22 protein-coding genes are annotated in these 24,233 nt (G+C 71.2%); 8 read left to right on the top strand and 14 right to left on the bottom strand.

From position 1 onward, the window contains the following. The first annotated feature begins 102 nt into the window (after window positions 1-102). Window positions 103-1,026, top strand: a complete 924-nt coding sequence (locus J2X46_RS22615) for a dihydrodipicolinate synthase family protein (protein ID WP_310254606.1) — start codon at window positions 103-105, stop codon at window positions 1,024-1,026. A 62-nt stretch (window positions 1,027-1,088) separates the two neighbouring features. Continuing rightward, the gene (locus J2X46_RS22620) at window positions 1,089-2,384 is read left to right on the top strand and encodes an Nramp family divalent metal transporter (protein WP_310254608.1); all 1,296 of its coding nucleotides are present in this window, start codon (window positions 1,089-1,091) and stop codon (window positions 2,382-2,384) included. Window positions 2,385-2,411: 27 nt separating this feature from the next. On the opposite strand, the gene J2X46_RS22625 is transcribed toward J2X46_RS22620, so the two are convergent. Further along, window positions 2,412-3,437 (bottom strand): LacI family DNA-binding transcriptional regulator, encoded by a 1,026-nt coding sequence (locus tag J2X46_RS22625; protein ID WP_310254609.1) that lies wholly within the window; start codon window positions 3,435-3,437, stop codon window positions 2,412-2,414. Between the two features lie 151 nt (window positions 3,438-3,588). Between J2X46_RS22625 and J2X46_RS22630 the strand changes: the two genes are divergently transcribed. Further along, a complete protein-coding gene (locus J2X46_RS22630) occupies window positions 3,589-4,506 on the top strand; it encodes a DMT family transporter (RefSeq protein WP_310254611.1) in 918 nt (305 codons plus the stop codon). On the opposite strand, the gene J2X46_RS22635 is transcribed toward J2X46_RS22630, so the two are convergent. The 4 genes from J2X46_RS22635 to J2X46_RS22650 all read right to left on the bottom strand — a co-directional run bounded on the left by J2X46_RS22635 (window position 4,503) and on the right by J2X46_RS22650 (window position 7,712). Then, a complete protein-coding gene (locus J2X46_RS22635; RefSeq protein ID WP_310254612.1) occupies window positions 4,503-5,012 on the bottom strand; it encodes a YbjN domain-containing protein in 510 nt (169 codons plus the stop codon). The two genes, J2X46_RS22630 and J2X46_RS22635, sit on opposite strands and share 4 nt — an antisense overlap. A 48-nt stretch (window positions 5,013-5,060) precedes the next feature. Beyond that, window positions 5,061-6,302 carry a D-inositol-3-phosphate glycosyltransferase gene (gene mshA / locus J2X46_RS22640; RefSeq protein WP_397215823.1) on the bottom strand — a complete coding sequence of 414 codons (1,242 nt, stop codon included), beginning with the start codon at window positions 6,300-6,302 and terminating at the stop codon, window positions 5,061-5,063. 116 nt (window positions 6,303-6,418) lie between these two features. Continuing rightward, on the bottom strand, window positions 6,419-6,790 hold the full coding sequence (locus J2X46_RS22645) for a hypothetical protein (RefSeq protein ID WP_310254614.1): 372 nt from the start codon (window positions 6,788-6,790) through the stop codon (window positions 6,419-6,421). Window positions 6,791-6,827: 37 nt separating this feature from the next. Beyond that, entirely contained in the window at window positions 6,828-7,712 is an 885-nt protein-coding gene (locus J2X46_RS22650) for a ribonuclease HI family protein (protein ID WP_310254616.1), read from the bottom strand. Window positions 7,713-7,737: 25 nt separating this feature from the next. Here J2X46_RS22650 and J2X46_RS22655 point away from each other — a divergent pair, with 25 nt between their 5' ends. Together J2X46_RS22655 and J2X46_RS22660 are read left to right on the top strand one after the other, a co-directional pair. After that, window positions 7,738-8,490: an SDR family NAD(P)-dependent oxidoreductase gene (locus J2X46_RS22655; protein ID WP_310254617.1), complete on the top strand. Its 753-nt coding sequence runs from the start codon at window positions 7,738-7,740 to the stop codon at window positions 8,488-8,490. Window positions 8,491-8,510: 20 nt separating this feature from the next. Beyond that, window positions 8,511-9,200 (top strand): amino acid racemase, encoded by a 690-nt coding sequence (locus J2X46_RS22660; protein ID WP_310254619.1) that lies wholly within the window; start codon window positions 8,511-8,513, stop codon window positions 9,198-9,200. Window positions 9,201-9,251: 51 nt separating this feature from the next. On the opposite strand, the gene J2X46_RS22665 is transcribed toward J2X46_RS22660, so the two are convergent. After that, window positions 9,252-10,121 carry a hypothetical protein gene (locus J2X46_RS22665; RefSeq protein ID WP_310254621.1) on the bottom strand — a complete coding sequence of 290 codons (870 nt, stop codon included), beginning with the start codon at window positions 10,119-10,121 and terminating at the stop codon, window positions 9,252-9,254. Between the two features lie 127 nt (window positions 10,122-10,248). Here J2X46_RS22665 and J2X46_RS22670 point away from each other — a divergent pair, with 127 nt between their 5' ends. Together J2X46_RS22670 and J2X46_RS22675 are read left to right on the top strand one after the other, a co-directional pair. Continuing rightward, window positions 10,249-11,643 (top strand): OFA family MFS transporter, encoded by a 1,395-nt coding sequence (locus J2X46_RS22670; protein ID WP_310254623.1) that lies wholly within the window; start codon window positions 10,249-10,251, stop codon window positions 11,641-11,643. Next, window positions 11,640-11,765, top strand: coding sequence for a hypothetical protein (locus J2X46_RS22675; protein WP_310254625.1), 126 nt, complete (start codon window positions 11,640-11,642; stop codon window positions 11,763-11,765). Before J2X46_RS22670 ends, J2X46_RS22675 begins: the two co-directional genes overlap by 4 nt. On the opposite strand, the gene J2X46_RS22680 is transcribed toward J2X46_RS22675, so the two are convergent. From J2X46_RS22680 to J2X46_RS22690, 3 genes are all read right to left on the bottom strand, one after another. Then, entirely contained in the window at window positions 11,762-12,994 is a 1,233-nt protein-coding gene (locus J2X46_RS22680; protein WP_310254626.1) for an SAM-dependent methyltransferase, read from the bottom strand. The genes J2X46_RS22675 and J2X46_RS22680 overlap by 4 nt on opposite strands. A 130-nt stretch (window positions 12,995-13,124) precedes the next feature. Continuing rightward, complete coding sequence (locus tag J2X46_RS22685; protein WP_310254628.1) at window positions 13,125-14,393, bottom strand: hydroxyacid-oxoacid transhydrogenase; 1,269 nt, start codon at window positions 14,391-14,393, stop codon at window positions 13,125-13,127. After that, window positions 14,390-15,292: an NUDIX domain-containing protein gene (locus J2X46_RS22690; RefSeq protein WP_310254630.1), complete on the bottom strand. Its 903-nt coding sequence runs from the start codon at window positions 15,290-15,292 to the stop codon at window positions 14,390-14,392. The genes J2X46_RS22685 and J2X46_RS22690 overlap by 4 nt, the downstream gene beginning before the upstream one ends. A gap of 31 nt (window positions 15,293-15,323) precedes the next feature. Here J2X46_RS22690 and J2X46_RS22695 point away from each other — a divergent pair, with 31 nt between their 5' ends. Further along, window positions 15,324-16,373, top strand: coding sequence for an acyltransferase family protein (locus J2X46_RS22695; protein WP_310254632.1), 1,050 nt, complete (start codon window positions 15,324-15,326; stop codon window positions 16,371-16,373). Here J2X46_RS22695 and J2X46_RS22700 read toward each other — a convergent pair. The 5 genes from J2X46_RS22700 to J2X46_RS22720 all read right to left on the bottom strand — a co-directional run bounded on the left by J2X46_RS22700 (window position 16,348) and on the right by J2X46_RS22720 (window position 24,209). Next, complete coding sequence (locus J2X46_RS22700) at window positions 16,348-17,133, bottom strand: lysophospholipid acyltransferase family protein (protein ID WP_310254634.1); 786 nt, start codon at window positions 17,131-17,133, stop codon at window positions 16,348-16,350. The two genes, J2X46_RS22695 and J2X46_RS22700, sit on opposite strands and share 26 nt — an antisense overlap. Before the next feature lie 37 nt (window positions 17,134-17,170). Beyond that, the gene (locus J2X46_RS22705; RefSeq protein ID WP_310254636.1) at window positions 17,171-18,418 is read right to left on the bottom strand and encodes a geranylgeranyl reductase family protein; all 1,248 of its coding nucleotides are present in this window, start codon (window positions 18,416-18,418) and stop codon (window positions 17,171-17,173) included. A gap of 30 nt (window positions 18,419-18,448) precedes the next feature. Beyond that, complete coding sequence (locus J2X46_RS22710; RefSeq protein ID WP_310254637.1) at window positions 18,449-19,480, bottom strand: sugar phosphate isomerase/epimerase; 1,032 nt, start codon at window positions 19,478-19,480, stop codon at window positions 18,449-18,451. Between the two features lie 180 nt (window positions 19,481-19,660). After that, on the bottom strand, window positions 19,661-20,212 hold the full coding sequence (locus J2X46_RS22715) for a DUF4232 domain-containing protein (protein WP_310254638.1): 552 nt from the start codon (window positions 20,210-20,212) through the stop codon (window positions 19,661-19,663). 151 nt (window positions 20,213-20,363) lie between these two features. Then, window positions 20,364-24,209, bottom strand: coding sequence for a DNA-directed RNA polymerase subunit beta' (locus J2X46_RS22720; RefSeq protein ID WP_310254640.1), 3,846 nt, complete (start codon window positions 24,207-24,209; stop codon window positions 20,364-20,366). Window positions 24,210-24,233: the final 24 nt, after the last annotated feature.

A 24,233-nucleotide genomic window follows, 5' to 3' on the forward strand; every position in this document is an offset into this window, starting at 1 on the left:
AGGCGTGCCTCGCGGTCGTCATTCTCGGATCACCCCTTGACAGATGTGATGGACGTCATGTCACTATGGGAACGTTCCCGCTAACGTTCCTAAGGATGCGACATGACTCTCCCTCCCCTCGACCTCCGCGGCCTCACCCCTGCGCCTGTCACCCCCTTCACCGTCGACCTCGAGGTCGACTACGACGCCGTCGCACTGCTCACCAAGTGGTACGCCTCGCTGCCCGGCATCACCGGCCTCGTCTGCCTCGGCCACGCCGGCGAGGGCACCTACCTGACCGCCGACGAGCAGGTACGTGTCATCGAGACGATGGTCGAGCACGCCGGCGACGTGCCGATCATCGCCGGCATCACCGGCGAGGGCGACAAGGTCGCCGGCCTGGAGGCCGCGCGTGCCGTCTCCGCCGGCGCCCGGGCAGGCCTCCTCTACCCCTCGCACGGCTGGCTGCGCTTCGGCTACCAGGTCGGTTCGCCGCAGGAGCGCTACCGCATCGTGTTCGAGGAGTCCGGCCTGCCGCTGATCCTGTTCCAGTACCCGGACGCGACGAAGGCGACGTACGACCTCCAGACGCAGCTGGAGATCGGCGCGCAGCCCGGCGTGTTCGCCACGAAGAACGGCGTGCGCAACATGCGCCGGTGGGACACCGAGATCCCGGTGCTGCGCGAGGAGCTCCCTGACCTGCAGATCCTCTCGTGCCACGACGAGTACCTCCTCCACACGATGTTTGACGTGGACGGCCTCCTCGTCGGCTATGGCGGCATCGCCCCCGAGCTGCTCGTCGAGCTGATCGCGGCCGGCAAGGCCAAGGACTACCCGGCTGCACGCGCTCTGCACGACTCGCTGCTGCCGCTGACCAAGGCGGTCTACCACCGTGGGTCCCACATGGAGGGCACCGTCGCCCTCAAGCTGGCCCTCGTCGAGCGCGGCAAGCTCGAGCACGCCGCCGTGCGTCCGCCGCTCCTGCCGCTCGCGCCTGAGGCGCAGGGCGAGATCTCCCTGGCCCTCAAGCACGCCGGTCTCATCTGACCCGTGAGCACACACCACGTCGTACGCTGCTGACGGCAGGGCACGACGGGAACGGACCCACCATGAGCAACTCCACCTCGCCGCAGGACGCGGCGCCCACTACCCCGCCCGCTCCGTCAGCGCACGTCGACGGTCCGGTGGAACCACGCCGCTCTGCCCTCTCCTGGCTCGCGGTCGTCGGCCCCGCCTTCATCGCCGGCGCCTGGCAGTTCGGGCCGGGCAACCTGTTGTCCGCACTGCAGGCAGGCACCGGCTACGGCTACACCCTGATCTGGGTGATCGCCGTGTCGACCCTGTTGATGCTCGTGTTCACCGACATGAGCGTCCGCATCGCGCTGGTCTCGACCTCCTCGCTGATCCAGACCGTCAAGGACGTCCTCGGGACGTGGGTCGGAGCGGTCGCAGGCTTCGGCGTCTTCGGCATCACCCTGATGTTCTCGGTCGGCAACGCCGTGGGATCGGGCCTGGGCCTCTCCCTGCTGTTCGGCGGCAACCCGGCCACGTGGACCGTCGTGTGCACGGTCGTGGTCGCCGCCACCGTGTTCGGCAAGCGCTACTACGAGGTGTTCTCGCGCTCGCTCATGGTGATCGTCGCGGTGATGGCCCTGGCCTTCGTCGTGTCGGCCTTCCTCGTCGGACCCGACTGGTCTTCCGCCGGCGCCGGCCTGGTGCCCCAGCTGCCGGACGGCGTCGGACTCCTCCTGGTCGCACTGGTCGGCACGAACTTCTCGATCAACGCGGCGTTCTACACCGGCTACGCCACGCGTGAGCGCAGGCTCACGCCGAACCAGTACCGGATGATCACCGTGGGCGACACCGTGCCCGGCATCGTCGCGCCGGGGGTCATGACCGCGCTCGTCATCGTGGTCGCCGCTGCCGCGACGGCCCAGACCGGTGCCGAGATCTCCTCGCTGCCCCAGCTCGCGGCGGTACTCGAGCCGCTGGCCGGCAACCTGGGCTCGACCATCTTCGCGCTCGGGTTCTTCGGGGCGGCGTTCTCGTCCATGATCGCGAACGCCACGGCCGGCGGCACCTTGCTGTCGGACGGCCTCGGATGGGGCAACCAGCTCGACCGCCCACGGGTCCGGGGACTCATCCTGACGGTGCTCGCCTTCGGCATGGTCATCACGCTTGCCTTCAGCGGCGGCTCACCCGTCGAGCTGCTGATCGCCGCCCAGGCCCTCACCGTGGTCTTCGCGCCGGTGCTCGGCGTGCTGCTCTTCGTGCTCGCCAACCACCGCGCCCTGATGGGACCGCTGCGCAACCGTCCGTGGCAGAACGTGCTCGCCCTCGCGGGCCTCATCGCCATCGTCGCGACGTGCTATCGATTGGTCACGGTCATCCAGTCACTCGTCTGAGCAGCCACCCGCCAGCAGCTGCCTCGGTCACCGTCGTCGTAGGGAGGCCGGGGCGGCTGTGCTGCTCCGGGGGATCAGTGTCGGCAGGGCCGTCCGGTCCTCCTCGACCGGCCGGCCGTCCAGGAGGGTGCGCAGCATGTCCACCGCCGAGCGCGCCACCTGGTCGAGCGGCACGTGCACCGTGGTGAGGGGCACGGGCAGGCGGGCGGACAACGGGATGTCGTTGTAGCCCACCACGGACAGGTCGTCGGGAACCGAGAGCCCGCGCTGCTGGGCCGCCGCGAGCACACCGACGGCCGTGTTGTCGTTGATCGCGAAGATGGCCGTCGGTGGGTCAGCGGTGTCCAGGAGCGCTCCCGCCTCGGTGGCACCGGACTCCATCCCGAACGACGAGGCACGGACCAGCGCCGGGTCGAGCTCCACGCCGGCCTCCGCGAGCGCCCGGGCATGGCCGGCACGGCGCCCGAGGGCGCTCGACGCGTAATCCGGACCGGCGACGAGGCCGATGCGACGGTGCTGCAGGTCGAGGAGGTGCCGGGTCGCCAGGAACCCACCGAGCTCGTCGTCGCAGAGTGACGCGGGCGTCGCACCATCGGTGCGCAGCGCCAGGACGAGCGGGACTCCCTGGCGGCGGAGACGCTCGGTGGTGTCGCTGTCGGCGCGCGCCGTCGTCATGACCAGGCCGTCCACGCCCTGCGCCAGCAGCGTCTCGGCAGCGATCGCCTCCGTTCGCGGCTCGTCCCCTGTCGTGGCGACGATCGCGAATCGGGCGGCGTCCCGACAGGCTCGCGCGACCTCCTCGAAGAACATCGCCATTACCGCATCGGAGAGCCGGGGCACCAGCACCCCGATGGTGCCGGTCTGCTGACGACGCAGCGCGGACGCGCTCGCATCCCGGCGATAGCCCAGGCGTTGGGCGGCCTCGCGGACCCGCTCAGCGGTGGCCGAGCTGGACACCGGTCGACGCTCGTCGAGGATGCGGGAGACCGTCGACTTGCTGACGCCGGCCTCGCGCGCCACGTCGTGGATGGTGACCGGGCGGCGCGTGGTCATCCCCGCGGACCCCACCCGTGGACGCGTGCCGACCTCATGGGTGAACCCTAGTCGGCGCCGTGGTCCCCGACGGGCAGGACCTGTCCGGATGTCGGCGTACGACGTCCGAAAAGCGCTGGTCGGCCGTCATGACCGTCCGTAGCCTTGACCCGTGACCACGACGACCGACGACGCACGCGACACCGGCACCACCTCGGCGCCCGCCACCTGGCTTCCGCTGGCGGCCTGCGGCGTCACGCTGGTGATGTGGGCGTCGGCGTTCGTCGTGATCCGCCACGTCGCCCACGACGTCAGCCCGGGCGCCCTCGGTGCCGGCCGGCTGCTCGTCGCTGCGCTCGTGGTGCTGCCGCTGGTCCTGCGCAAGGGCTGGGTCGCCCCGACTCCCCGCGAGTGGGGACTGCTCGCGCTGGGCGGCGTCGGCTGGTTCGGCATCTACAACCTCGCCCTCAACGCGGGCGAGCGCCATGTCGACGCCGGCACCGCGGCGATGATCATCCAGATCGGCCCCGTGATCGTGGCCCTGCTGGCGGTGCCCCTCTTCGGCGAGCGGATGCACGCCTGGCTGCTCGCCGGGATGCTGGTCGGGTTCGCCGGTGTCGCGGTGATCGCGCGCGGGTCCACCACGGACGCCGACGCGAGCCTGCTGGGCGTGGTGCTCGTGCTCGTCGCCGCGGCGATGTACGCCGTCGGGGTGCTGACCCAGAAGGTCCTGCTGCGCCGCATCCCGTCCGTGCAGGTGGTGTTCGTGTCGTTCCTGATGGGCGCGGCGACCTGCCTGCCGTTCGCCTCCGACCTGCCCTCGATCGTCACGGAAGGCGGTGCCGAGCTGTGGTGGATCGTCTACCTCGGCGTGCTGCCCACCGCCGTCGCCTTCACCACGTGGGCCTACGCGCTGACCCACACCGACGCAGGCAAGCTCTCGCTCACCACGTTCCTCGTGCCGGGCATCGCGACCGTCATCGCGTGGCTGCTGATCGACGAGGTGCCGCCGTCGCTGACCTTCCTCGGCGGTGCGCTCGCGATCGTCGGCGTGCTGATGACCCGTCGCAAGCCCGTCGTGCGGGCCTAGTCGGCCGCCGGCTCCTCGGGAGCGGAACCGGCCTCCAGCCAGCCGCGGAACGCCTCGAGGTTGCGCGTGGACTCACCGCGCGAGATGCGCCACTCCCACTCCTTGCGGATCGAGGACGCGAAGCCGAGCTCGAGGATCGCGTTGAACGACTCGTCGGCGTTGGCGAGCACGGAGCCCAGGATTCGGTCGAGCTCGTCAGGCTCCACCGCGCTCAGCGGGAGCCGGGCCTCGAGGTAGATGTCGCCGTGGCGGTCGACGGCGAAGGAGACGGCGTACATCCTCAGGTTGCGCTCGAGCAGCCAGCGGTGGACGCGGGCGTGGTTCTCGTCGGGGTTGCGGCACACGAAGGCGTGCACGCCGAGCGCGTGGGGGCCGACGTCGAGCCGCACCGGGGTCTGCAGCTTCTTCTCCCCCGGCAGGGTCAGCGAGAACGAGCCGCCGCCGATCTCCTCGTGCTCGATCTCGTTGTCGGCCAGGTAGGCCCGGAGGATGTCGACCGCGCTCATCTGGTCATCCCATCACAGGGCGGTTTCGAGGCTCGCTGCGCTCGCACCTCAACCGGCGATGTCGACGGCGCGCATCCGGCCGGCGGCCCGGGCGTAGGCCTCGAGCGTCCGCTCGGCGGTGCGCTCCCACGAGAACTCCTGGGCGTGCGCGACCGCACCTGCGCCGAGGCGCTCGACGAGAGCCGGGTCGTCGATGAGGCGGCGCAGGCTCGCGGCCCAGTCGCGCGGCTCGTGGGTGTCGACGAGCAGGCCGCTCACCCCGTCGTGGACCACGGTCGTGAGACCGCCGACCGCGGCGGCGACCACGGGGGTGCCGCTCGCCTGCGCCTCGACGGCGACCAGCCCGAACGACTCGTTGTAGGACGGTACGGCGACCGCGGTGGCCGCGGCGGCCCACACGGCCAGCTCGGACTGGGTCACCGGGGGCACGAAGCGGACCACGTCGGCGATGTCCAGGTCGGCGGCCAGGTCGGCCAGCGAGGTCGGGTGCTCGAGGCCGGAGCCGGAGGGGCCGCCGACGACCGGCACGACGAGCCGGCCGCGGAGCGACGGGTCCTGCTCCAGCAGCACGTCGACCGCCCGCAGCAGCACGTCGGGCGCCTTGAGCGGCTGGATCCGGCCGGCGAACATCAGCACGACCGCGTCGTCGGGGAGGCCGAGCGTGCGGCGAGCCTCGGCGCGGCCGTGCGGCTTGAAGACCGAGAGGTCGACGCCCGGGTGGATCACCTCGACGGCGTCGGGGCTGGCGTCGTACAGGTCGATGAGCTGGCGGGCCTCGGTGTCGGTGTTCGCGACGAGGAGGTCGGCCGCCTCGACGACCTGCTCCTCACCGATCACCCGGGAGACCGGCTCCGGGGTGTCGCCCTCGGCGAGCGCCTCGTTCTTCACCTTGGCCATCGTGTGCATCGAGTGCACCAGCGGGACGTTCCAGCGGTCGCGGGCCAGCGCGCCGACCTGGCCGGAGAGCCAGTAGTGGGAGTGGACCGCGTCGTAGTGGCCCAGCGGCTGCACGGCCTCGGCGCGCAGCACCTCACGGGCGAACGTGCACAGCTGGCCCGGGAGCTCGCCCTTGGTGAGGCCCTCGAACGGGCCGGCCGCGATGTGGCGCACCAGGACGCCGTCGGCTGCCTCGACCACCTGCGGGAGCTGGGAAGACGTCGCCCGGGTGAAGACGTCGACGGCGATGCCCTGTGCGGCGAGCCGCTTGGACAGCTCGATCACGTAGACGTTCATGCCCCCGGCGTCGCCCGTGCCGGGCTGGTCCAGGGGTGAGGTGTGCAGGCTGATCATCGCCACCCGCTCGCCCACGCTGTCTCCTTCGCTGTGCTCCTCGAGGTACCCCGAATTGGGCACCTAGAGCACAACCGCGCGGACCGCCCCGGGATTCCCCGGAGTCCGTACGACGCTCAGCGGGCGTGCGCGCCCGCCGGACGGCGACCCGGGGACTGCCCGCGGGAGCGGAGCAGGGCGATGCCGCCGAGCAGCGCCGCGACGGCGCCCCAGAAGCCGTCGTACCACGGGGTGTCGGACATCCGGAACGCCTCGATCAGCGAGAGGACGAGGAGGCCGGAGGCGAGGGCGACGACGACGCGCATCCCGACCGCGTCGCTCTTCACCAGGGTGCTGCCGAAGGCGGCGGAGGCGAGGAGGACGCAGGCGAGGCCGACGAAGCGCAGGGTGCTGGACAGCGGGTCGCTGCCACCACCGAGGAGGGCGTAGAGGATCCACAGCACACCGCCGAGAAGTGCAGCTGCAGCAGCAAGCTTTGCGGGGGGCATCGGACGAGTGTGCCACGAGCCGGCGGTGAGACCTACCTCACGGTTCGTCGGTGCCCTGGTGGAAGCGCGCCTGCCACTGCCCGCCCGAGCGGACCCAGAGGGTGCTGCGCAGGGTCGAGCGCTCCGCGGTCGACGTACGCCACAGGAGCAGGATCGAGTCGGCGCCCAGGCGGGACGTCGAGAGCACCTCGAAGCCCACCTGCTCCATCGGCCCGATCTCGGCCAGGACGTCCTCGCGGGTCCACAACCGTCCCGAGCGGCCGACCTCCTGCCAGTCGGGGTGCAGCAGCGCCGCCACGGCGGCGCGGTCGGAGCGGACCTCGTCGGTGAGCAGCGAGCGCTCGAGCGCGACGACGCGCTCCTCGTCGGTGGGAGCCGGCTCCTCGCCGAGGCCGCTGAAGAGGTCGGGCTCCTCCTCGACCTGGCCGACCTCAGCCGCCGGGTGGGCGGTGCTGCTGCCGGAGAAGCCCGGCCCGGCATCGGGCGCGACACCGCGCTGGTAGGCCGAGGCGGCGGCGTTGGCGCGCCTGTCGGCCGCCTCGTTGAGCTCGTGGCCGGCGTGGCCCTTGACCCACTCGAAACGGACGCGGTCGCGCCGGCCCTCCATGGCCGCGTCGAGCGCCTTCATCAGCTCGACGTTGAGGACGGGCTTGCCGTCGCTCTTTTTCCAGCCCTTGCGCTTCCAGCCCGGCATCCACTTGGTGACGGAGTCGATGACGTACTTGCTGTCGCAGAAGACGTGCAGCTCGTCGTCGAGGTGGGCGGTCTGCTGGAGCAGGTCGAGCACGGCCATCAGCTCGCCCATGTTGTTGGTCCCGCGCGGCCAGCCGCCCGAGGCCCAGCAGGTGTCGTCGACGTACCACGCCCATCCGGCCGGACCGGGGTTGCCGAGTGCCGAACCGTCGGCCGCCGCGATGATCACGGGGCCATCTTGGCAGGATGGGCGCATGAGCGTTGACAGCACCCAGCCCCGCACCGCCGTCGTCACGGGGGCCTCGAGCGGCATCGGTGCCGCGACCGCCCGCGCCCTCGCCGCGCAGGGCTTCCGCGTCGTGTGCGCGGCCCGGCGCACCGACCGCATCGAGGACCTGGCCGCCGAGATCGGCGGCGAGGCGATCACCTGCGACATCACCGACGACGCCTCCGTCGCGGCGCTGGCCGCGGCCGTGCCGGTGTGCCACGTGCTCGTCAACAACGCCGGCGGCGCGGTCGGCGTCGACCGCGTCGACGGGGCCGACCTCGACGGCTGGCGCTGGATGTACGACGTCAACGTCCTCGGCCTCGTCCGGGTGACCAAGGCCCTGCTGCCCTCGCTGCGCGCGAGCGGCGACGGCGTGATCGTCAACGTCGGGTCGACCGCCGGCCGCTGGGCCTACGAGGGCGGTGGCGGCTACACCGCGGCCAAGCACGGCGTGAAGGTCGTGACCGAGACGCTGCGCCTAGAGCTCAACGGCGAGCCGATCCGGATCACCGAGGTGGCTCCCGGCATGGTGCGCACCGACGAGTTCTCCCTCGTGCGGTTCGGCGGCGACCAGGACAAGGCCGACGCGGTCTACGCCGGCGTGGACCAGCCGCTGGTCGCCGAGGACGTCGCGGACGCCATCGCGTGGGTCGCCACGCGGCCCTCCCACGTCGACATCGACGAGCTGGTGATCAAGCCCCGCGCCCAAGCAGCGGCACACAAGGTGCACCGGTCCTGAGAGGTGGCAGACTGCCGCGCGTGAAGACCATCGGACTCGTCGGCGGCATGAGCTGGGAGAGCAGCGCGGCCTACTACCGCGACCTCAACCTCGGGATGCGGGAGCGCCTCGGCGGCCTCTCCTCCCCCAAGCTGGCGCTCACCACGGTCGACTTCGCCGAGGTGACGCACCTCGAGGACGAGGAGCGCTGGGACCAGGTCGGCACGCTGCTGGCCGACGCCGCCCGCGGGGTCGAGCGCGCGGGCGCCGACTTCCTGCTGCTCTGCACCACCACCTTCCACAAGGTCGCCGACCAGGTCGAGGAAGCGGTCGACATCCCGGTCCTGCACCTCGCCGACGTGGTCGCCGCGGCCGTGAAGGCCTCCGGAGTGACGACCGTCGGGCTGATCGGCACCAAGGTCGCGATGTCGGAGTCGTTCTTCGTCGACCGGCTGGCCGGCCACGGGCTCACCGTGATCGTCCCCGACGAGCACCACCACGACGTCCTCAACGACGCGATCTACGAGGAGCTCGTGCACGGCGTCGTGCTGCCGCGCACGCGCAGCCGGGTCGTCTCGATCATCGAGGAGCTGTGGGACGCAGGTGCCGGCGGCGTGCTGCTCGGCTGCACCGAGCTCGAGCTGCTGGTCAAGCAGGCCGACGTCGAGCTGCCGGTCTTCCCGTGCACCACGCTCCACGTGCAGGCCGCGCTCGACGCGGCGCTCGCCTGAGCGGGTCTCGATACACCCGCTCGTTCCTCGCGGGCACTCGACCACCGGTGGTCAGAGCGGGAGTCCGCGGGCGGTCGCGAGCCAGCGCAGCGCGGTCCACGCGGGTGACTGCAGGTCGGTGGCGCCCGCCTCCGGCGGCAGCGGAACCTCGAGCACGCGGGAGCGCGCGCCCTCGGTGCTGATGAGCAGGTCGCGGCCGGCGACCGTCACGCCCTCGCCCTGGTCCTGCTGGGGCAGCTCCCAGGACGTGACGGGCTGCCACGACGGGTACGACGCCAGGTAGGCGTCGGTGTAGGTCCGCAGGACGACCCCGCCGCCGCCCGGGAGGAAGGTCGCGTCGGTGACGATGCCGGGTGCGTCGGCCACCTCCTCCAGGAGGTTCGGCTCGTCGGGGTCGAGCCGCGCCGGGGCGGCGTAGACGGTGCCGCCGAAGATGCCCTTGGTGATCACGTGGAGCCGGCCGGTGAGCGGGTGGGCCACGATCGCCTCGGCGTCGCGGGGGCCGTCGGGGTAGACCAGCTCGTAGGCCTCGGGCGTCGCGGTGACGTCGCCGCGGCCGACCGGCACGCGGAGCACCTCCACGGAGTCGCGCTGGTGCTGGTTGTCGCCGATGTCGCCGACCCAGACGTGGCCGCGACCGGCGGACGCGAGCGCCTCGACGTCGACGGGGTCCGGCGACCACGACGTCAGGCCGACCGTCGTACCCGTGGCGGGGTCGACGGTGAAGACCCGCCCGGAGTCGCCGGAGTCGTTGGTCGTGACGACCAGCCCGTCGCTCATCGCCAGGCCGCTCGACTCGACGATGTCGGGGTCGGCGAAGCGGAAGGCGGTCCGGTCGGCGGATCCCGGCGCACCTGCGGCCGCGCCCATCAGGAACGGTGTCGCGACCACCGCCGCCACCAGCAGACCCCGTCCCCTCACGCCCACACCGTAGCCGCGCACCGCTGGTCGTCCCTGCACGACCGTTCGTCGCAACCCCTCCCTTGAGGTAGGTGACAGGTCAACCACCCCTCCGTAACGTGACGGACCTCTCTCGGAAAGGATGCGCATGTCGCGTCTCGACAAGCAGGCGATCGTCGCGCGCCCGGGCTACAGCCGCTGGCTGATCCCCCCGGCCGCCCTCGCCGTCCACCTCTCCATCGGCCAGGTCTACGCGTTCTCGGTCTTCAAGAACTCGCTGGTCGCCAGCTTCGACACCAGCCTCACGGCGATCGGGTGGGTCTTCTCGCTCGCGATCGTGATGCTGGGGCTGTCGGCCGCCGTGCTCGGCACGTGGGTCGAGCGCTCCGGGCCGCGCAAGGCGATGCTCGCCGCCGCCCTGTGCTGGGGTGTCGGCTTCATGGTCGGGTCGGCCGGCATCGCGAGCGGGCAGCTGTGGCTGCTCTATCTCGGCTACGGCGTGATCGGCGGCATCGGCCTCGGCATCGGCTACATCTCGCCGGTCTCGACCTTGATCAAGTGGTTCCCCGACCGTCCGGGCCTGGCCACCGGCATGGCGATCATGGGCTTCGGCGGCGGTGCGCTCATCGCCTCCCCGCTCTCCAACAAGCTGATGAGCCTCTACGACGCCGACTTCGTGCCGACCGAGCCCGGCGCCGTCGCCTCGGCCTCGTCGCTGGCTCAGACGTTCCTCACTCTGGGCGTCGTCTACACCGTCTTCATGCTCATCGGGGCCACCCTCATCCGGGTGCCACCCGGCCACGGTGACGACAGCACCGCCGAGCACTCGCCCGGCTCCAACGGCGCGCTGGTGCGCGCCTCGCAGGCGATCCGCACCCCGCAGTTCTGGTTCCTGTGGGTCGTCCTGTTCTGCAACGTGACCGCGGGCATCGGCATCCTCGAGCAGGCCGCGCCCATGATCCAGGACTTCTTCCGCGAGGGCGGCGAGAGCTCGGTCTCCGCGGCCGCGGCCGGCGGCTTCGTCGGCGTGCTGTCGTTGGCCAACATGCTCGGCCGCTTCGTGTGGTCGAGCCTGTCGGACCGGATCGGACGCAAGCCGACCTACGTCATGTACCTCGGCGTGGGCCTGGTGCTCTACCTGCTTCTCGCGCTCTTCGGCAGCAGCTCCACCGTCGTCTTCGTGGCCCTGGCCGTCGTGATCATCTCCTACTACGGCGGCGGGTTCGCGACCGTGCCGGCCTACCTCAAGGACCTGTTCGGGACGCTCGAGGTCGGCGCCATCCACGGCCGCCTGCTGACCGCATGGGCCGCTGCGGGAGTCGCCGGACCGCTGATCGTCAACGGCATCCTCGACTCGGTGGGCGAGCCCGGCAACCTGGTCGCGGCCGACTACCGCCCGGCGCTGCTGACCATGGTCGGCGTGCTCGCAATCGGCTTCCTGGCCAACCTGATGATCCGCCCGGTCGCCGAGACGCACTTCGACCATGACGCCCACGCAGCCAACGAGGACCGCATCACCGCCCGGCAGGAGGCCACCCGATGAGCGACGACACCACGCCCACCAGCCCGGTCCAGATCGCCTTGGCCTGGCTCCTCGTCGGGATCCCGCTGGCCTACGGCCTGTGGCAGACGCTGGTGAAGGCGTCGGCCCTGTTCACCGGCTAGCTCGTCGGGTTGAGCAGCTCGCCCAGCTTCGGGCGGACGCCCCACGCCGCCAGCAGGTCGTCGTACTCCTGCGCGGCGGCGCCGGCGCCGGTCGCGCCGCCGGGTGTGCGCACGGCGCGGAGCAGGGTGTTGCGCGGGGTGTGGGCGCTCTCGACGAACTCCACGACGTCCACCCGGTAGCCCTCGCGGCGTAGCAGCGTGGCGCGCAGGGCGTCGGTGAGGGTGTCGGCGAAGCGCTCGCGGAGGATGCCGTGCCGGGTGAGCATGGCGTACGGCGCCGGGGTCTCGCCCGCGCGCAGCTGGCTGGCGATGTCGTGGTGGCAGCAGGGCGCCGCGAGCACCAGCGCCGCCTCCCACTCCAGGGCCCGGGCGAGCGCGTCGTCGGTGGCGGTGTCGCAGGCGTGCAGTGCCAGTACGACGTCGGGGCGCCGGTCGAGGGTCGCGCCGGCGATCGAGCCGACCACGAAGTCGGCGTCGATGCCGAGCCCCGCGGCGACGGCCGAGTTGTGGTCGGCGGACTGCTGCTTCACGTCGACCCCGGTCATCCGCACCGGCATCCGGTCGCTGAGGAAGGAGTGCGCCGCGAAGGTGAGGTAAGCGTTGCCACAACCCAGGTCGACGATCCGCAGCGGGTCGTCGGCAGTCGGCGTGCGCACGTGGCCCTGCTCGATCGCCTCCGTCAGGCTCGCGTCGAGCAGCCGGACGAACTCCTCGACCTGGCGGTACTTCGCCTGCCGGGTCGGCTTCACCCGGCCCTGCGCGTCGCTGATGCCCAGCGCCTGCAGCACCGGGTGGTCCTCGGCCAGCAGCCGGTCCTTGGGCCGGTCGTGGTCGCGGGTGAGCTCGACGTCGCCGGCGCGGTCGGAGGCGTGCAGCATCGGCGCGCCCTTCTTGGTCACCCGGACCTGGAGGGTCTCGGTCGCGGTGTCGACGTGCCAGTTGGCGAACGGCTGCGCGAGCAGGGCGTCCACCGCGGCCTCCGCCGCCGGGCCGACGAGGTGGTTGGCGGTGTGCGCCTGCGTGGCGTCGTACGACGTCACCTGCAGGTGGCGACCGCCCTTGAGGTCGACGACCCGGACCTCCACGCGGCGCACCTCGCGGCCGTCGACCTCGGGCGCCGGCTGGCCCTTGCGGCGTCCGCTGGCGAGCGCCCGTACGAGCGAGTCGGCGTCGAGGACGGCGGCCCGGACGCGCGCCCACTCACCGCTCGGAGCAGCGTCGGCGCTCACAGGACCGCGGCGAGGACGACGATCAGGATCAGTGCCCCCAGGGCCACCGGGATCACGAGTCGACGGTGGCGGGGGTTCATGCCGCCATGTTGTCACGCGGGGGCGGAGGAGCCCGACTTCGCGACGAACGTCACCAGTGCTCGAGCGAGCGCCGGAACACGGTGGCGAGGTCGTCGGCCGTGACGTCGATCGGCGCGGTGGCGAGCAGCCGCTGCTGCTTGAGCGCGCCCTCGACCAGGTCGTCGACGTCGGCCGAGCCGTAGCCGAGCTCGGCCAGGCCCCTGGGCAGGCCCACGTCGCGCATCAGCCCGCGGAGCACCTCGGGCAGCGGCTCGCCCTGACCACCGAGGAGCTCGGCCGCCCGCTGGTGGCGCTCGGGCGAGGCGTCGAAGGTGAGATCGAAGGCGGCGGGCGCGGTCATCACGACCGCCATGCCGTGCGGCACGATCGGCTCGTCGGCCGGATAGCCCTCGGGCCGGTAGTCACGCACCCGGCCGGCGATCGGGTAGGCGCAGGCGTGCGGCACGTGGACCCCGGCGTTGCCGAACCCGAGGCCGGCGAAGGTGGCGGCCAGGGCCATCTGCTCGCGGGCCTCCCGGTCGGACCCGTCCTGAACCGCGCGACGGAAGGCGCCCGCGAGGAGGGACAGCGACTTCTCGGCCCACATGTCCGCGATCGGGTTGGCGCCGCAGTAGGGCACGCGCTGCTCGGGCTGCTTGGCGTCGAAGTCGGCGAACCAGCGGGCCGTCCAGCTCTCGAGCGCGTGGCACAGGATGTCCATCCCGCACGAGGCGGTCACCATCGCGGGCTGGGTCATGGTGAGGTCGGGGTCGACGACCGCGAGGGTGGGCCGGAGCCGGGCGTGCGAGATGCCGGTCTTGACCTTGAGGGCGAGCACGTCGAGGACGCAGATGGTGGTCGACTCGGCCCCGGTGCCGGTGGTGGTGGGCACGGCCACGAGCGGCAGCAGCGGGTGCTCGGGCGCGCGGCCGCCGCCCACGGGCGCGTTGACGTAGTCCATCAGCTCGCCGTCGTTGGTCAGCAGCAGGTCGACGGCCTTGGCCGTGTCGATCGCCGAGCCGCCGCCCACCGCGACGACCGCGTCGAACGGGCCCGCGTCGCGGGCGAACGCGATCGCCTCCTCGAGCGAGGCGTCGGTGGGCTCGACCCGGGCGCCGGCGAAGACGGTCACTGCGAGGCCGCGGGCCTCCATCGCCCCGGCGATCCGGTCCGGATGGCCCGTCGCGGCGACGCCCGGGTCGGTCACCAGGAGCACCCGGCGCGCGTCGCCTCCCGGCATCGCGTGGCACAGCTGCTGGACGTCCCAGCCGATCTCCTCGCTCGCGCCCCGGCCGAACTTCAGGCCGGGGGCGGCGTAGGTGAAGACGCTCTCGGTCACATCGATCCCCTCTCGACTGCGTGGCGCACCAGGTCGAGGACGGGCACCTTCCCACTGGTCACGTCGCGCAGGTCGACCCACGCGACGGCGTCGGTCGTGCCGTCCTCCTCGACGACCCGCGGCTCGCCGTCGGCGACGCTCGCGCGGTAGAGCAGGTGGATGCCGTGGAAGTCCTCGATCCGTCCCGACGGCGCGGTGCCGGAGAAGTGGGTGTCGTGCACCCCGAGCAGCCCCTCCACCTCGCAGGCCAGGCCGCACTCCTCCTCGACCTCGCGCGCCAGCGCGACGGACGGGTGCTCGCCGTGCTCGATGCCTCCGCCGGGCAGCGTCCAGCGCCCGGGGTGCGCGGCTCTGGACGAGAGCCGCGTCAGCAGGACCTCGTCGGTGTCGTCGCGGCGCCGCGTGACGACGGCGTAGGCAGCCACCCGCTGCATCCGGAACGGCTGGTGGTCGACCAGCGCCTCGAGGACCAGCGCCGAGACCGGCACGGCGCCGGAGGCCACGTCGGCGAGGGGCTTCCACGCCGCCTCGATCGTGGAGCCGTCGACCTCGAGGACCTGCGGCTCCGGGGCATCGGGCGCGACCCAGCCGTCGTACACGATGCGGATGGCGTGGGCGTCGACGAGCTGGCCGTCGCGCGGGGCGCGGGGCATGTGGGCGCTGTAGACGCGGGCCCGCTCGCCGATGGTCGCGGCGAGTCCGGTCTCCTCGTGGACCTCACGCAACAGCGCGTCGCGCGGGTCCTCGCCGTGGTCGACACCGCCCCCCGGCAGCGTCCACATCTCGGCGCGGGAGACCCGCGGCGCGAGCCGGCTCAGGAGCATCTCGACCTGCCCCTCACGCTCGCGCAGGATGACGGCGTACGCCCCCACACGTTGGCGCCTCGGCAGGGATCCCATGCCTCCAACCTAGTGAAGTACGGTGAGCGCCGTGTCCCCCGCGTCCCGAGATCCATGGCTCGACAACGTGAAGATGGTGCTGGTCACCCTCGTCGTCATCGGGCACGCGATCGGGCTGGTCGAGGCCACCCAGGGCAGCCACTGGGTCTACGACTTCATCTACATGTGGCACATCCCGGCCTTCGTCTTCGTGAGCGGCTACCTCTCGAAGTCGTTCGAGTGGGACCGGCGCCGGATGAAGAGCCTGGTCTACACCCTCGCGGTCCCCTACCTGCTCTTCGAGCCGGCGCTGTTCTACTACCGGCGCCTGGTCGTCGGGGAGGGCGTCGAGTACCCGCTGTGGATCGAGCCGCACTGGACGATGTGGTACCTCATCGTCCTGCTGATGTGGCGCCTGGTCACGCCGATCCTCAAGCTGCACTGGCTGTTCCTGCCGCTCTCGGTCATCGTGAGCCTGGCCGGCGGCCTGTGGGACACCGACGCGCTGATGATCCCGCGCTTCCTCGGGCTGCTGCCCTTCTTCGTGCTCGGCCTGCACCTCAAGCCGCGCCACCTCAAGCACCTCGACGACGTCTGGGTGCGCCTGGCGGCCGTCCCGACGCTCATCGGCATCGGCGTCATGGCGCTCTACACCGACGCGTGGGGCGAGACGGCGCTGCTCTGGTACGACACCGGCTACAACAGCCTGCCCATCGACAACGAGATCATCTGGCAGACCCGCCTCACCGTGATGATGGTGGGCCTGCTCGGCGCCTTCGCCGCGATGTCGCTGGTGCCACGACGCTCGCTGGGGTGGTTCACCACGATGGGCACCGCGACGATGGTGATCTACCTGTTCCACGGCTTCGTCATCAAGACGGCCATGAAGCTGGGCTGGCCCGACTTCACCGCCGCCCACCCGACCCTCGGCCTGGTGCTGACGATCCTCGGTGCCGTCGGCCTGGCGCTGCTGCTGGCGAGCCCGCCGGTGCGCAAGGTGCTCGAGCCGTTCACCAACCCGCTGGGCTGGCTGGAGGGCAAGCGCACGGCGCACCGCGAGGACACCCAGACGCCGCCTAGCTCGGCCCCCACGTCGGCCTGATCGCCGACCTCGGTACGACGTCGAGGTGGGCGGCCTCCTCCCGCGTCGGGGCGTGGCCGCCGAGGTGCGCCGGGTACCACGGGGCCCGCACACCCGGCCGGGGCTGGTGGTGCGGCAGCAGCTGGAGCGCCTCGAGCTGCTCGGTGAGCACCGACCCGAGATGACGCGTCGACTCCGTGAGGTCGTCGCCAGCACCGAAGATCAGGGGTGCGCCGAAGGACACGTCGACCCGACGACCGCGCCGCAGGCTCGGCCGCGGCTTCCTGCCCCGCGCGTCGGGCAGGCCGACCGACCACACCCGCTGGGTCCCCCAGATCGCGACAGGCACGACGGGTGCGCCCGTCTCCCTGGCCAGGCTGACCACGCCCGGCATCAGTGAGCGGACGGTGTAGGAGAAGGAGATCCCGGCCTCGGGGAACGCACCGACCGCCTCGCCCTCGCGCAGCAGCCCGCGCGCGACGACGTACGCCCCCGCCGGGGCCGCCCGGTCCACCGGAACGTGACGCATCCGGTCCATGGCGGTCCGGACCACGGGGACGTGCCAGACGTCGTGCCGGCACAGGAAGCGGACGAAGCGCCCGCGGGCCACCGCGGCCTGCTCGAGCACGACGAAGTCCGGGTACGACACGTGCGTCGCGGCCAGCAGGACGGGCCCCCGCACGGGAAGGTGCTCCTCGCCCGTCCAGCGGGTGTCGACGTCGAGGAGCCGGAGGGCGGTGCGCCCCAGCGCGTTGGTCACGCGGTAGACGCGATCGCTCATGTGGGTCGTTCGTCGTCGGCGCGCGTGCGGATCGCCCTCACGCGAAGGGCGGTCGCGCGTCGCGCGCGATCGAGCGTCGCCCTGCCCAGCGCCACACGCGGGCAGCACGGTCGCGGTCGGCGTCGTCGACCAGGTTGCCCATCCACCGCAGGGCGAGCGTCATCAGCCAGTCGGAGCGCATCCCGGCGGGGCCGAGAGCGGCGACGACCTTCGGCTGGGTGGCGATGCCGGCGAGGCGGCGGGCGATCGAGAACGCCTCGCCGTAGTGCTCCACCAGCGTGCTGCGCCACGCCTCACCGAGGCCGGTGCCGCTCGCGATGTGCTCGGCGACGAGCCGTCCGGTCTCGAGGCCGTAGTCGATGCCCTCGCCGTTGAGCGGGTTGACGCACGCGGCCGCGTCGCCGATCAGCGCCCAGTTGGGGCCGGCGACGTTGCTGACGGCGCCGCCCATCGGCAGCAGCGCCGAGGTCGGCATCCGCAGCTCGCCGGAGATCCCGAAGTCGGCGCCGATCGCGTCGGCGTAGGTCTGCATGAGCGGCTTGATGGCCACGTCTGTGGGGCGCTTGCTGGTCGCGAGCGTGCCGGCGCCGAGGTTCACCGAGCCGTTGCCGAGCGGAAAGATCCAGCCGTAGCCGGACACCAGCTCGCCCTGCTCGTCACGCAGCTCGAGGTGGGAGCTGATCCACGGGTCGTCGCTCATCTCGGAGTCGACGTAGGACCGTCCGGCGACGGCGTAGACGGTGTCGCGGTGCCACTCGCGCCCGAGCAGCTTGCCGAGCGGGGAGCGGACGCCGTCGGCGACCACGAGCCACCGGCAGGCGATCTCGAAGGTGCCGTCCTCGCCACGGAACTCGACGGCAGCGACCCGCTCCCCCTCACGCCGTACGCCGACCGCGCGGGCGCCGTCGATCGCGAGGGCTCCGCTCTTGATGGCCACCGTGCGCAGGTGGTCGTCGAGCTCGGTGCGGGCGACCGCGGAGCCCCAGTCGGGCAGCGAGCCGCCCGGCCAGGGCAGGAGCAGGGTCTGGCCGAAGCCGTGGGCCCGCAGGCCCTGGTTGACCGTGTGCGCCCGCAGCCAGTCCTCGAGGCCGAGCTTCTGCATCTCCCCGATCGCGCGGGGGGTCAGGCCGTCACCACACGTCTTGTCGCGCGGGAAGGTCGCCGCGTCGGCCAGGACGACGTCGAGCCCGGCACGGGCCGCCCACGCGGCGGCGGCGGAGCCGGCCGGGCCGGCACCGACGACGAGCACGTCGGCGGAGGTGGGGCGCGAGGAGGGGGTCGTCACGCGCGGATTCTCTCAGACCCCCTCCCCGGCTCAGAACTCCAGGTGCTCGAGGTAGAGGTGCCCCACCGCCGCCGTCAGCAGGGGTGCCGCGGCGTTGTCGGGGGTGTCGTTCTCGACGATGTACTCCTCGACCTGGTGGTTGTCGAAGAGCTCGGCGAAGTCGATGACCCCGACGCCGAGGTCGCACATGTCCGCCTCGGCAGGGGCCGTGCCCATGCTGGTGCGGTCCTTCACGTGGTACTGGCGCACCTTGAGCGGAGCCTCGTTGACCACGTCCTTGGCGAACTGCAGGGCAGACTCGACGGTCGTGTGGCCGGTGTTCACGCCTCCGGTGAACGCCCAGTAGAGGTCGACCTCGAGGTGCACGAGGCGGCGGTCGAGGCGGTCCATGAAGACCTCCCACGGCGTGAGGCCACCGCCGAGGTCGATCGTGAACTCGTGCGCGTGGTTGTGGTAGCCGTACTTCAGGCCGTAGCGCTTCGCGATGGCCGCCTCGGCGTTCATCTGGTCGGCCCACTTCTGCCAGTCGGCGAGGTTGGTCGAGTTGAGGTAGGGGACGTTGACGTACTCCTGGCCGAGCGCCACCGCGTTCTGGAACTTGACGTGGGCGGCCCCGGTGTCGGCGCTGATCCCGTCGTGGCTGGAGGAGGCGCGCATGCCGAGCCCGTCGAGCGTGCTGCGCATGCTCGCGGCCGTCTGGCCGTAGAGGCCGGCGAGCTCTACGCGCTCGTAGCCGTAGCGGGCGACCGCCTGGAGCATCGCCTCGTAGCCGATCGCCGCCGGGGCGGTCGGGCTCGGCGTCGCCGCGGCCGAGCGCAGCGTGAAGAGCTGGATGCTGATGCGGTCGTGGGGCACCTTCCGGGTGCGGCCGTGGCCGTGGCCATGCCCGTTGTCGTGCCCCTTGCCCTTGCCGTGCGCGGAGGCCGGGGCCGCGCCCAGGGCGCCGAGCGCCGTCGCGCCGGCCGCGACACCCGCCGCTCCCCGCAGCAGTCCGCGCCGGCTGGCGCCCTTCTGGGCAAGCGAGCGCTCGAGCGCCGCCTCGCCGTCATGTCCGTAGCACATCGCAGAACACCTCTCGTCCGGAGAACGGGGCGACGTGTGATCGCCCTCACATCGGTTCGACGCTAGAGCGACTTTTGTGTGTGCGTCAATCAAAAGTTGCGTGCGTCTCGACATGAGGGACGCGGGCACACTGACGACGCCCCGTCCAGAGCTCGGACGGGGCGTGGCCGGGTGCGGCGCTCAGCCGCGGAACGGGCGGTGCGAGAGCAGGTGCACGCTGTCGTTGCGGCAGCCCGTCGTGGGGTGGGCGACGAACTGGGAGCGCGTGGAGTCGGGGACGTAGACCCGGAAGCCGTCTACGTGGGTGGGCCGGCAGCGGGCACGGGGGTAGTTCGAGGCCACGGTCTCCGAGACGGTGCTCAGCGCCCGCTCCCCCGGCGCCAGCACGACCCGCCGCGCCCGATCGCCGTCACGGTCGGCCGCGGCCCCGACCTGGGTGCCGTCACCCCCGCCGACGTACGACAACCCGCCCCAGCCCCGCACCACGCACGCGTAGTCACTGGTGTTGCGCAGCCTGACCACGCCGAACCGGTGCCCCGCGCCCGCGTCGCGCGCGCGGTAGTCGGCGTGCAGGTCGGCGTCGGCGCACTCGGCCACGGCGGACGTCGTACTGCTGCGCGGGGCGCTGGCCGGGGCGGTCTGGACGCCGTGCTCGTGGAAGGAGGCGACGAGCAGGACGCCGCACAGCGCCACCAGGGACCAGAGGGAGCGGTGCCACATCGATCGGACCATGACGTCCAGTGTGCGTCTGGCGGGCAAGCCCGGGTGGCTGAGGTTGCTGAGTCGTTGGATCGATCTCGATACGCACAACGCCCGCCCTCGCTGCGCGAGGACGGGCGTTGGTGCTACTCGATCTGGTTCTTACACCAGAACTTCGCTTCGCTCAGTTCTGGTACGAACCAAAGTCGAAGTCGTCGAGCGCGACGGCCTGCGACGACGGACCGAAGTCGTAGTCGTAGGCGTCGTAGCCGGTGACCGAGTAGGCCGCGGCGCGCGCCTCCTCGGTGGGCTCCACCCGGATGTTGCGGTAGCGCTCGAGGCCGGTGCCGGCCGGGATGAGCTTTCCGATGATCACGTTCTCCTTCAGGCCGCGGAGGCTGTCGGAGCGGCCGTTGATCGCGGCGTCGGTCAGGACCCGGGTGGTCTCCTGGAAGGAGGCCGCCGAGAGCCAGGACTCGGTCGCCAGCGAGGCCTTGGTGATGCCCATGAGGACCGGGCGACCCGAGGCCGGCTTGCCGCCCTCGGAGACCACGCGACGGTTCTCCTCCTCGAACCGCACCCGGTCGACCAGGTCGGACGGGAGCAGGTTGGTGTCACCGGACTCGATGACCGTCACCCGGCGCAGCATCTGCCGGATGATGATCTCGATGTGCTTGTCGTGGATCGACACACCCTGGGAGCGGTAGACCTCCTGGACCTCGTCCACGAGGTGCTCCTGCGCCTTGCGGACACCCAGGATGCGCAGGACGTCCTGCGGGTCGGGCGTACCGGAGGTGATGTGGTGGCCCACCTCGATGTGCTGGCCGTCCTCGACGTTGAGGCGCGAGCGCTTCGAGACCGGGATCTCCTGCGGCTCGGAGCCGTCATCGGGGGTGACCACGACCACGCGGGACTTGTCGGTCTCCTCGATCTTCACGCGACCGGCGGACTCCGAGATCGGGGTCCGGCCCTTGGGCGAGCGGGCCTCGAAGAGCTCGACCACACGGGGCAGACCCTGCGTGATGTCGTCCGCGGAGGCCACACCACCGGTGTGGAAGGTGCGCATGGTCAGCTGCGTGCCGGGCTCACCGATGGACTGCGCGGCGATGATGCCGACCGCCTCACCGATGTCGACCAGCTGGCCGGTGGCCAGCGAGCGGCCGTAGCACTTGGCGCAGGTGCCGGTGCGGGCGTCACAGGTCAGGACCGAGCGGACCTTGACCTCGGTGATGCCGGCAGCCACGAGCTCGCCGATCTTGACGTCGCCGAGGTCCTCTCCGGCGGCGGCGAGGACCTCGCCGGTCTCCGGGTGGGTGATCTCGACGGCGGAGGCCCGGGCGTAGGCCGAGGTCTCCACGTGCTCGTCGTCGATGCGCTTGGGCAGGCCACGCTCGGTGCCACAGTCGTCCTCACGGATGATGACGTCCTGCGACACGTCCACCAGACGACGGGTCAGGTAGCCCGAGTCGGCGGTGCGGAGCGCGGTGTCGGCCAGGCCCTTGCGGGCACCGTGGGTCGAGATGAAGTACTCGAGCACCGAGAGGCCCTCGCGGAAGTTGGCCTTGATCGGGCGCGGGATGATCTCGCCCTTCGGGTTGGCCACCAGACCACGCATGGCCGCGACCTGCCGGATCTGGTTCATGTTTCCGGAGGCACCCGAGTCGACCATCATGTAGATCGGGTTCTTGCGGTCGAAGTTGGTCTCCATCGCACGACCGACCTCGGCAGCAGCCTGGGTCCACAGCTCGATGAGCTCCTGACGACGCTCGTCGTCGGTCATCACACCGCGCTCGTAGTTCTTCTGGACCTTCTCGGCCTGCGCCTCGTAGCGGCCCAGGATCTCGGCCTTGCTGTCGGGCGTGGTGACGTCGTCGATCGAGACGGTCACACCCGAGCGCGTGGCCCAGTGGAAGCCGGCGTCCTTGAGGGCGTCGAGCGACGCGGCGACCTGCACCTTGGTGTAGCGCTCGGCGAGGTCGTTGACGATCGCGCCGAGGCGCTTCTTGCCGACCTCCTCGTTGACGAACGGGTAGTCCGCCGGGAGCGTGTCGTTGAAGTAGACCCGACCCAGGGTGGTGTCGAGCTGGATCGCGGTCCGCTCCTCCCAGTCGGCACCGAGCTCGAGGTCGAGCGGGGGCACGATGTCGTTGAGGCGGATGCTGATCCGGCTCTGGAGGGTGATCTCCTTGCGGTCGAAGGCCATGATCGCCTCGGCCGGGGACGAGAACACGCGACCCTCGCCGGTCTCACCCTCGCGGTCGGCGGTCAGCCAGAACAGACCGATGATCATGTCCTGCGAGGGCATGGTCACCGGACGGCCGTCCGACGGCTTGAGGATGTTGTTGGTCGACAACATCAGGATGCGGGCCTCGGCCTGCGCCTCCGCGGACAGCGGGAGGTGGACGGCCATCTGGTCACCGTCGAAGTCGGCGTTGAACGCGCCGCACACGAGCGGGTGGATCTGGATGGCCTTGCCCTCGATCAGCTGCGGCTCGAAAGCCTGGATGCCGAGGCGGTGCAGGGTGGGCGCACGGTTGAGCAGCACGGGGTGCTCGGTGATGACCTCTTCGAGGACGTCCCACACGACCGGGCGGGCGCGCTCGACCATCCGCTTGGCGGACTTGATGTTCTGCGCGTGCGACAGGTCGACGAGGCGCTTCATCACGAACGGCTTGAACAGCTCGAGCGCCATCTGCTTGGGCAGACCGCACTGGTGCAGCTTGAGCTGCGGGCCGGACACGATGACCGAACGGCCGGAGTAGTCCACGCGCTTGCCGAGCAGGTTCTGACGGAAGCGACCCTGCTTGCCCTTGAGCATGTCGGAGAGCGACTTCAGCGGACGGTTGCCCGGACCGGTGACGGGACGACCACGACGGCCGTTGTCGAAGAGGCTGTCGACAGCCTCCTGCAGCATCCGCTTCTCGTTGTTGACGATGATCTCGGGAGCACCGAGGTCGAGCAGTCGCTTGAGGCGGTTGTTGCGGTTGATGACGCGGCGGTAGAGGTCGTTCAGGTCGGAGGTGGCGAAGCGGCCACCGTCGAGCTGGACCATCGGGCGCAGGTCCGGCGGGATCACCGGGACGGCGTCGAGCACCATGCCGATGGGCTGGTTGCCGGTCTTGCGGAAGGCGTCGACGACCTTGAGGCGCTTGAGGGCGCGGACCTTGCGCTGGCCCTTGCCGTTGGCGATCGTGTCGCGCAGCGACTCGACCTCGGCCTCGATGTCGAAGTCCTGGAGTCGCTTCTGGATCGCCGTGGCGCCCATGTGGCCCTCGAAGTACTTGCCGAACCACGTCTTCATCTCGCGGTAGAGGAGCTCGTCGCCGAGCAGGTCCTGCACCTTGAGGTTCTTGAACGTGTCCCAGACCTCCTCCAGCCGCGCGATCTCGCGGTTGGCGCGGTCACGGAGCTGGTTCATCTCGCGGTCGGCACCGTCGCGCACCTTGCGCTTGGCGTCGGCCTTGGCACCCTCGGCCTCGAGGGTGGCGAGGTCCTCCTCGAGCTTCTTGGCGCGGTCCTCCACGGAGGTGTCGCGACGCTTCTCGAGGCGCTCGCGCTCCAGGCCGACCTTGTTCTCGAGGGACTCCTGGTCGCGGTGCCGGGCGTCCTCGTCGACCGAGGTGATCATGTAGGCGGCGAAGTAGATGACCTTCTCGAGGTCCTTCGGCGCCAGGTCGAGCAGGTAGCCCAGGCGCGACGGGACGCCCTTGAAGTACCAGATGTGGGTCACGGGAGCGGCGAGCTCGATGTGGCCCATGCGCTCACGGCGCACCTTGGAACGGGTCACCTCGACGCCGCAGCGCTCGCAGATGATGCCCTTGAAGCGCACGCGCTTGTACTTGCCGCAGTAGCACTCCCAGTCCCGGGTGGGACCGAAGATCTTCTCGCAGAAGAGGCCGTCACGCTCGGGCTTGAGCGTGCGGTAGTTGATGGTCTCCGGCTTCTTGACCTCGCCGTGGCTCCACGTGCGGATGTCCTCCGCAGTGGCCAGGCCGATCTGAAGCTGGTCGAAGAAGTTAACGTCGAGCACGATGGCTGCTGTCCTTCGTTAGTA

Source organism: Nocardioides sp. BE266 (genome assembly GCF_031457855.1).
Classification (GTDB): Bacteria; Actinomycetota; Actinomycetes; order Propionibacteriales; family Nocardioidaceae; genus Nocardioides.